Here is a 7508-nt window from a genome sequence, read left to right as displayed (position 1 = left end):
CTGTCGCAGGCCAATACGATGGAAGTCTGCATGTATGCCGGCGGCGAAAAGCTGGGCGATGGGTCGTTGCAGGGCTGGCAGCACTATTCGCCGGAACAGCGTGCCGCCCAGTCGATTTTCTCGGTCAAGCAGGACGTCCGCCTGCTCAACGCCGAGGTGACCTACCAGACCATTGGCAAGTCGCTGGAAAAAATGCAGCGCACCCGCGACGTAAAACCGGCCGCTATCGACTGGTTCCTGCCGCACATGTCCTCCGAGTATTTCCGCCAGCCGATGGCCGACTGCATGACCGCGGTCGGCTTCCCCATCGCGCAGGAAAAATGGTTTACCAATCTGCAAACGAAGGGCAATACCGGTTCGGCCTCGATCTACATCATGATCGATGAACTGCTCAAAAGCGGCCGCCTCAAACATGGCGACCGCCTGCTTTGTTTCATCCCGGAAAGCGGCCGTTTCACCGGCTCACTGATGCACCTGACGGCCGTCGATCATGCTGGATAGCGAAGTCCCGCAGGAAGGCAACAGCACGCTGGGCGGCCAGCGCAAGGCAATGTACGCGCGCGGCGCCGACGGCAAGCTGCACATCGTCCAGTCGGCCGGCTGGGAGGTCGAGGAAATCGTCACCCGGCAAGCCGTCGAAGATCTCAACCGGCTGGCCGAGGATGCCCGTCAACGCGTCATCGCCGGGCAGACTTCGGCGCTCGAATACCACATGCACAAGGCGCGCATGGACGTGCCACTGCTATCGCAAGTCACCGGCCTCTGGCAGTGGCGCATCCGCCGTCACTTTCGGCCCGACATCTTTCAGGGCCTGTCGGCCGGGCTGCTCCAGCGCTATGGCGACGCCATGGGCCTGAGCGTCGAGCAACTAAAAATGGCCGAATGATGGAATTCCAGCACAGCCACGCTTCCCATTGCGAAAGCGGCGTCATGTCGTCGATGCTGCGCCATCTCGGTCTGCCGATCTCGGAGGCCATGGCTTTCGGTCTGTCGTCGGCACTCTCTTTCGCCTATCTGCCGATCATCAAGATTAACGGCCTGCCGTTGGTGGCCTACCGGATGCCGCCGAAGTTCATCATCAAGGGCCTGCAGAAGCCGCTCGGCCTCAAGATGCGTTTCGAAACCTTCCGCAGCCCGGAAGCCGGCGAACAGCGCCTCAACGAACTGCTCGATGCCGGCCGACTGGTCGGCATGCAGACCTCCGTGTTCTGGCTGCCCTATATGCCGGAAGACCTGCGCTTTCATTTCAATGCCCACAATGTGCTGGCCTATGGCCGCGATACGGCGAGTGGCGATTATCTGTTGTCCGATCCGGTGGTCGAAACGACCGTAACCTGCGCCCCGGCCGACCTGCGTCGCGCCCGTTTTGCCAAGGGCGTGCTGGCCCCGAAGGGGCTGCTTTACTACCCGGAAGGCAAGCCGTCCGAACCGGACTGGGCGAAAGTCCTGCCCAGGGCCATCAAGAAAACGACGCGCATCCTGCTCGACTCGCCCATCCCGATCATCGGTGTGCGCGGTATCCGGCGGCTGGCCAATGCTATCGAGCGCCTCGATGCAGCCGGCAACCCTGCTGCGGCCAAGATGTTCATCGGTCAGGTCGTGCGCATGCAGGAAGAAATCGGCACCGGCGGCGGCGGCTTCCGTTTCATTTACGCCGCCTTCCTGCAGGAAGCGGCCGAGCGACTGGCTCGCCCGGCGCTCAACGAACTATCCGAAACGCTCGTCGACATCGGCGACGAGTGGCGCGAATTCGCGCTGTCCACCGCCCGCATGATCCGTGACCGCGAGCCGCTCAATCCGTCCAAACTGGCCGACAAGCTGCGCGCCATCGCCGACCGCGAGCAAGCCTTCTTCCGCGACCTGCGCCGCGCCGCCTGATGCTCAAGGTCGATGGCGTTTCCTACCGCTATCGCGATGCCGCCGCCCCGGCGTTGCAGGACGTATCGCTCAACATTCCGTCTGGCGGCGTTTACGGCCTGCTCGGCCCGAACGGCGCCGGCAAGACGACGCTCATTTCGCTGCTCGCCGGGCTGTTGACCGTAGCCGATGGCAATATTTCGCTCAATGGCCAGCCGCTGCGTGAAGCCCGCACCGCCAACCCGCGCGCCATCGCGCTGGTGCCGCAGGACTACGCCTTCTACCCGATGCTGACCGTCGCCGAGAATCTGGCCTTCTTCGCCGGCGCACTTGGTTTGGCGCACGGCGAACGCCGGCAGCAGATCGACTCTGCCATCGCCTTCGCCCGGCTCGAACAGGTCACCGGCAAACGCGCCGAGCAACTCTCCGGCGGCCTGCGCCGGCGCCTCAACCTGGCTATCGGCCTGCTCGGCCAGCCGCAATTGCTGCTGCTCGACGAGCCCACCGTCGGCGTCGACCCGCAGTCGCGCAGCTTCCTGCTCGAATCCATCGCCGCCCTGCCCGCCAGCGGCACCACGGTGCTCTACACCAGCCACTACATGGAAGAAGTCGAAGCCATCTGCCAGCGTGTCGCCATCCTCGACCAGGGTCGCGTCCTGAGCGAAGGCAGGCTCGACGACCTGCTGGCCACCGCCGACAGCAGCGCCGAAATCGAACTCGACCAGCCGCTGCCGCCCGCCCTGGCCGAACGCTACGCGGCGACCGATCTCGGCCATTGCAAATTTGGCCTTTTTTTCCGGTCGACCGTGGGACCAACCTCTGTTTCCATGGCCGTGGAAGTCGCCCGTTTGCTCGACGAACTGGCCGAAGCCGGCTGCACCGTGCGCCAACTGCACGTCGGACGGCAAAATCTCGAACAGCTTTTCATGCGCCTGACCCGGCGCTCATTGCGGGACTAAGGGCGTGTTCACAGTAACCGGCGGGACAGCGTTTGCCATGGCGGGATGGGCGCCAAGGCGCGAGGTGCCGGGAATGGTTGTTCCATTCCCAAGCCGAGCAACGCCGGCGACTGCCCGCCATGGTAAACCCGAAGGACAAGGGTCGGGCGGGGCGCATTGCTGCGTTGCCGCTCGCTGGTGCAGATCACTGCACGGCGCGACCGGCGCCTGGCACTGCCTCCCCGCCAAACCCTTACGCTGCCCGCCGCTTACTGTGAGCACGCTCTAGACCATGACCCGCCTGCTTGCCCTGTGGACCAAGGAAACCCTGGCCTTGCTGCGTGACCGGCACGGGCTGGCCGCCCTTTTCGTCATGCCCATCATCTTCATCCTGGTCATGACCATGGCGCTGCACGATGCCTTCATGCCCGGCGCCGCCATCGACGTCGCCTACGCCATTGTCGACCTCGACGGCAGTCCCCATTCGCAATCGCTGGCCCGCCGTCTGGCCAAGACCGGCAGCTTCCGCCGCGTCGCCGATCCGGCGACGACCGACGCCGCACGGGCCGACATCCGCGCCGGCCGCTACGCGCTGGCGCTGGTCCTGCCCAAGGGCTTTGGCGAACGCCTGCTGACCCCGGCCGGCGCCGACGGCCAGGCCACCGAAGCGCTGACCCTGATGGTCGATCCGACCCTGAACCCGGCGCTGCAACTCGCTTTCCGCAACCAGACCAGCGCGGCGCTCGGCATGCTGCGGGCCGACGAACTGACGCACAGCGCCGGCAAGCTGTTCGGCCTGCCGACGGCTGCCCGTCCGGCCGAACGCGACTGGCCGGACGAAATCGTCAGCACCGCCGTGCAGAACGACCGCAGCATCCGTCCGCCTTCGTCGGTGCAGCAAAACGTCCCGGCCTGGCTGGTTTTCGCCATGTTCTTCGTCGTCATCCCGATTTCCGCCATCCTGATCACTGAACGCCAGCAAGGTACGCTCCAGCGCCTCGCGGCCATGGGCGTTCCGTTCCGCGACGTGCTGCTCGGCAAGCTCGTACCCTTTTTCGTCGTCAATCAAATTCAGGCTGTGCTGATGGTTGCCGTCGGCATCTGGGGCGTCCCGCTGTTCGGTGGCGAAGCGCTCGTCATGCCGTCCGGCGCCGGGCTGTTCCATTGCTGGCTGGTGGCCGCCGCTGTCAGCCTGGCCGCTGTCGCCTGCGCCCTGCTCGTCGCCAGCCTGGCCCAGACGACCCAGCAGTCCACGATCATCGGCGGTGTCGGCAACATCCTGATGGCGGCGATCGGCGGCATCATGGTCCCCAAATTCATGATGCCAAGCGCCATGCAGACCCTCGCCGAATGGTCGCCGATGGCCTGGGCGCTCAACGGCTTTCACACCGTCATGTTGCGCCACGGCGACTTTGTCGCCATCCTGCCCGACCTCGTCAAACTCCTCGCCTGCGCGGCCCTCGCACTCGCCGCCGCGACCTGGCTCAACCGCCGCCAAAGCGTATGACCACCGACCTCCGCCTTGCTCTAAAAGCCCTGATCGTCGAAGCCTGCGACAAGGATTGCGACCCGGCCAGCATCACCGACGACGAAATCCTCTTCGGGCCGGAAGCACCGTTGCAGCTCGATTCGCTCGATGCCCTGCAGGTCTCGATGGCGATCAAGAAAACCTACGGCCTGCGCCTGCCCGACAGCAAGGAAACCCGCCGCGTCCTGTCCAGCGTCGCCAACCTGGCCGAACACCTCGACGCCTGGCTGGCCAACCGCGCATGATGCGTCCGGTTTTCATCGCCAAAACAGCACTGTTTTGCGCCCGCGGCGATTCGCCGACGGCGGTCGCCAGCGCCCTGTGGAATGGCGAATGCAGTGCCGGCCAACGAAAACTGGGCGAGCGGGCTTTTCCCTATTTTGGTCTGCCGCTCGACGAAGCCGACTGGATGGTCCGGTCCGAAAAAGCAGTCCGTCAGATTGCCGGACAACTCGGCCAGCTTCAGCCCGAAACCCCACTGTTCGTCGCCTCATCCTCCTTCCAGATCGGCCATTTCGAGCAACTCGGCGCGCCTTTTGACCTGCCGCTCGCCGCCGCCTCGTTCAGCCGCCAAATCGGCGAATGGATGGGCCTGAGCGGCGCCTGCTACAGCTTCTCGAACGCCTGCACCTCCGGCTTTTCCGCCCTCGACGCGGCGCGCAGCCTGATCGCAGCCGGGCTCATCGACGACGCCATCGTCCTCGGCGTCGAACTTGCCAACGACAGCACGCTGGCCGGCTTTGCCGCCATGGAATTGCTCTCGCGCACGGCAGGACGCCCCTTCGACGCCCGACGCGACGGTCTGGTCCTCGGCGAGGCGGTTGCCACCGTTTACCTGAGCGCCAAACCTGCCACCTGGCGCATCGCCGGCCTGCGCACGGGCCTTGACGGCTTCTCGACCACCGGCCCCAACCCGGACGGCTCCCGAATCGCCGATGTCACGGTCGACTGTCTAAAAGAGGCAAATTTGAAATCCGCCGACATCGAACTGATCAAGCTGCAGGCCGCCGGCTCGCCGGGTACCGACCTGGCTGAAGCCAACGCCCTGCGCAGCGTTTTCGGCCAGAACATGCCGCTGCTCCTCTCGCTCAAGCCGGGCCTCGGCCACACGCTGGGCGCCAGCGGCCTGGCCGAACTCGCCGCCCTGCTCGCCTGCCTCGAGGCCGACAAGATTCCCGCCACCGCTGGTTTCTCCAAAGTCGATCCGGAAATCGCCCTGTTCCCGATGGTTGAGCGCAGCACCGAACACATCGAACGCGCCCTGCTCAACCTGGTCGGCTTTGGCGGCGGGCTGGCCAGCCTGATCGTGGAGCGTCACGGATGATCCGCCTGACCGCCGTCCTCAGCCAAAGCTTCGCCCCGGTCGAATTGCCGGCCGCGGTACGCGCCGCACTCGGCAAACCGCTGCGCCGCGCCGCACCGCTCACCCAGCTGGCACTCGTTGGCGCCCTGGCCTGCCTGCCGGCCGAGCGCCGCGCCCTGCCGACCGCCCTGCTCTGGCAATCGACGAGCGGCCCGCGCCTCGAAACGCTGACCCTGCTCGACGAAGTCTGCTCGGGCGGCGCCGAACCGATGCCCTACGATTTCCTCGCCACCCAGCCGGCCATCGCTGCCGCGCAGATCCAGAACTTCCTGCCCGGCCTGCAAACGGCCATGCATCTGCCGCTCGACAGCCAAGGCGTCGCGAACTGGTCGCTGCTGCTCAGCCTGGCCATCATCTGGCTCAACGAAGGTCGTTGCGCCCAGGTGCTGTGCGCTCAGCTCGACCACGCGGCGGCGGCCGCCTGCGCCCACTGGCTGGCCTTGAGCCGCGCACCCATTGAAAACTCACCGGCCTGCCTCCATTTGGTGGACGGCGCATCGAATATTTCCCGGCCCGATACGCCCGACTTCCCGGCCCGCCTCGCCGAATGGCTGGCGGGCCACGATGGTCCGACGCTTTCCCTGCATTCTCCCGTCGCCATGAAGCTGACGGTAGAATTCACCCGACTCTAATTTAAACAGGCCCCACCATGTCCGAATTTGCTTTTGACGTTTCCATCGAAGATTTCGAAACCAAGGTTCTCCAGCCGGCCGAAACGCTGCCGGTCCTCGTCTACTTCTGGACACCGCGGAGCGAACCCAGCCAGACACTGAAACCCGTGCTCGAAAAGCTGGCGGCGGAGTACAAGGGCCGCTTCCGGCTCGGCACGGTCAATGCCGACGAAAACCCGGAACTCCCGCAACACTTCGGGGTGCGCAGCATTCCGTCGGCCAAGGTCCTGTTCCAGGGCCAGCTCGTCGATCAATTCGATGGCGTCCTGCCCGAAGCCCAGATCCGTGAATTCCTCGACCGCTTTGCCCTGCCCCCCGCTACCGGCAGCGATCCGCGCGCCGAAGCCGCTGCGCTGGTCAGCGAAGGCAAGCTCGAAGAAGCCCTCGCCAAGCTCGTCGACGCCAGCAAGCAGAAACCCGAAGACCAGGCCATCCAGCTCGACGCCGTCGATGTCATGATGCAACTCGGCCGCAACGACGAAGCCGGCCAACTGCTCTCCGGCGAATACACCCAGGAAGCCGACCGCGCCAACGCCCTGCGCGCCCGCTTGGCACTCGCCGCTGGCGCTGCCGACACGGCCGAACTCGAAGCCAAGCTGGCCGCCAACCCGGCCGATCACGCCATTCGCCTCGATCTGTCGCGCGCCTACGCCGCCCAGGGCGATTTCCGCGCCGCCATGGAAGCGGCGCTCGAAGTCGTCGTCCGTGACCGCGCCTTCAACGAAGGTGCCGGCCGCAAGGCCTTGCTCACCCTGTTCGAAGCCCTCGCCGGCAGCGACCAGTACGACGACCTGATCCGCGAATTCCGCCGCAAGATGTCGGCCGCGCTGAACTAGGCTTTTCCGCGAAGACATTGGCCGTGCGGCTGGTGTACACCGATGTCTTCGTTTTGCCTGGGCCAGCCGATTTTCATTGGCCACCTGGCGCCACCGACCCAAAACCAGCCCGAGCCGACGACCATCGCAATTTCCCACGGTCAACCGCAAAAAATGGCCAAAAATCAAATCGATTTCCCTGACGCGCCCGCGCCGCGTGAATCTCGCGCCGGCCAGACAAACGCAGCCCTCCGCCAACACCGGCAAACCATCCTTCTGGCGCAATCCCGGCTGACGCCGTAAGCTGGCAAAAAAACAGAAGGCTCCAGAAAACGC

At 65.2% G+C, this 7508-nt stretch carries 9 protein-coding genes; all 9 read left to right on the top strand.

Annotated elements, in window-relative coordinates; translation table 11 throughout:
* Window positions 1-501 (top strand): 3-oxoacyl-[acyl-carrier-protein] synthase III C-terminal domain-containing protein (locus tag ADADOO_RS00045; RefSeq protein ID WP_511274115.1); only part of this gene is annotated, 501 nt, incomplete at its 5' end.
* A complete protein-coding gene (locus ADADOO_RS00040; RefSeq protein WP_511274114.1) occupies window positions 491-886 on the top strand; it encodes a DarG family dialkylresorcinol biosynthesis protein in 396 nt (131 codons plus the stop codon). The genes ADADOO_RS00045 and ADADOO_RS00040, both read left to right, overlap by 11 nt.
* On the top strand, window positions 883-1878 hold the full coding sequence (darH, locus tag ADADOO_RS00035; RefSeq protein WP_511274113.1) for a BtrH-related acyltransferase DarH: 996 nt from the start codon (window positions 883-885) through the stop codon (window positions 1876-1878). Before ADADOO_RS00040 ends, darH begins: the two co-directional genes overlap by 4 nt.
* Complete coding sequence (locus ADADOO_RS00030; protein ID WP_511274112.1) at window positions 1878-2816, top strand: ABC transporter ATP-binding protein; 939 nt, start codon at window positions 1878-1880, stop codon at window positions 2814-2816. Before darH ends, ADADOO_RS00030 begins: the two co-directional genes overlap by 1 nt.
* A 271-nt stretch (window positions 2817-3087) precedes the next feature.
* Window positions 3088-4302, top strand: a complete 1215-nt coding sequence (locus ADADOO_RS00025; RefSeq protein WP_511274111.1) for an ABC transporter permease — start codon at window positions 3088-3090, stop codon at window positions 4300-4302.
* Window positions 4299-4568: an acyl carrier protein gene (locus ADADOO_RS00020; RefSeq protein WP_511274110.1), complete on the top strand. Its 270-nt coding sequence runs from the start codon at window positions 4299-4301 to the stop codon at window positions 4566-4568. The genes ADADOO_RS00025 and ADADOO_RS00020 overlap by 4 nt, the downstream gene beginning before the upstream one ends.
* Window positions 4565-5647 carry a beta-ketoacyl synthase N-terminal-like domain-containing protein gene (locus ADADOO_RS00015; protein ID WP_511274109.1) on the top strand — a complete coding sequence of 361 codons (1083 nt, stop codon included), beginning with the start codon at window positions 4565-4567 and terminating at the stop codon, window positions 5645-5647. Before ADADOO_RS00020 ends, ADADOO_RS00015 begins: the two co-directional genes overlap by 4 nt.
* A complete protein-coding gene (locus ADADOO_RS00010; protein WP_511274108.1) occupies window positions 5644-6318 on the top strand; it encodes a hypothetical protein in 675 nt (224 codons plus the stop codon). Before ADADOO_RS00015 ends, ADADOO_RS00010 begins: the two co-directional genes overlap by 4 nt.
* Window positions 6319-6335: 17 nt before the next feature.
* Entirely contained in the window at window positions 6336-7193 is an 858-nt protein-coding gene (locus ADADOO_RS00005; RefSeq protein ID WP_511274107.1) for a tetratricopeptide repeat protein, read from the top strand.
* Window positions 7194-7508 lie beyond the last annotated feature (315 nt).

The organism is Azonexus sp. (assembly GCF_036170495.1).
Taxonomy (GTDB): Bacteria; Pseudomonadota; Gammaproteobacteria; order Burkholderiales; family Rhodocyclaceae; genus Azonexus.
Note: the sequence above shows the minus strand (reverse complement) of the source record. Positions and strands in the feature narration are given on the sequence as shown.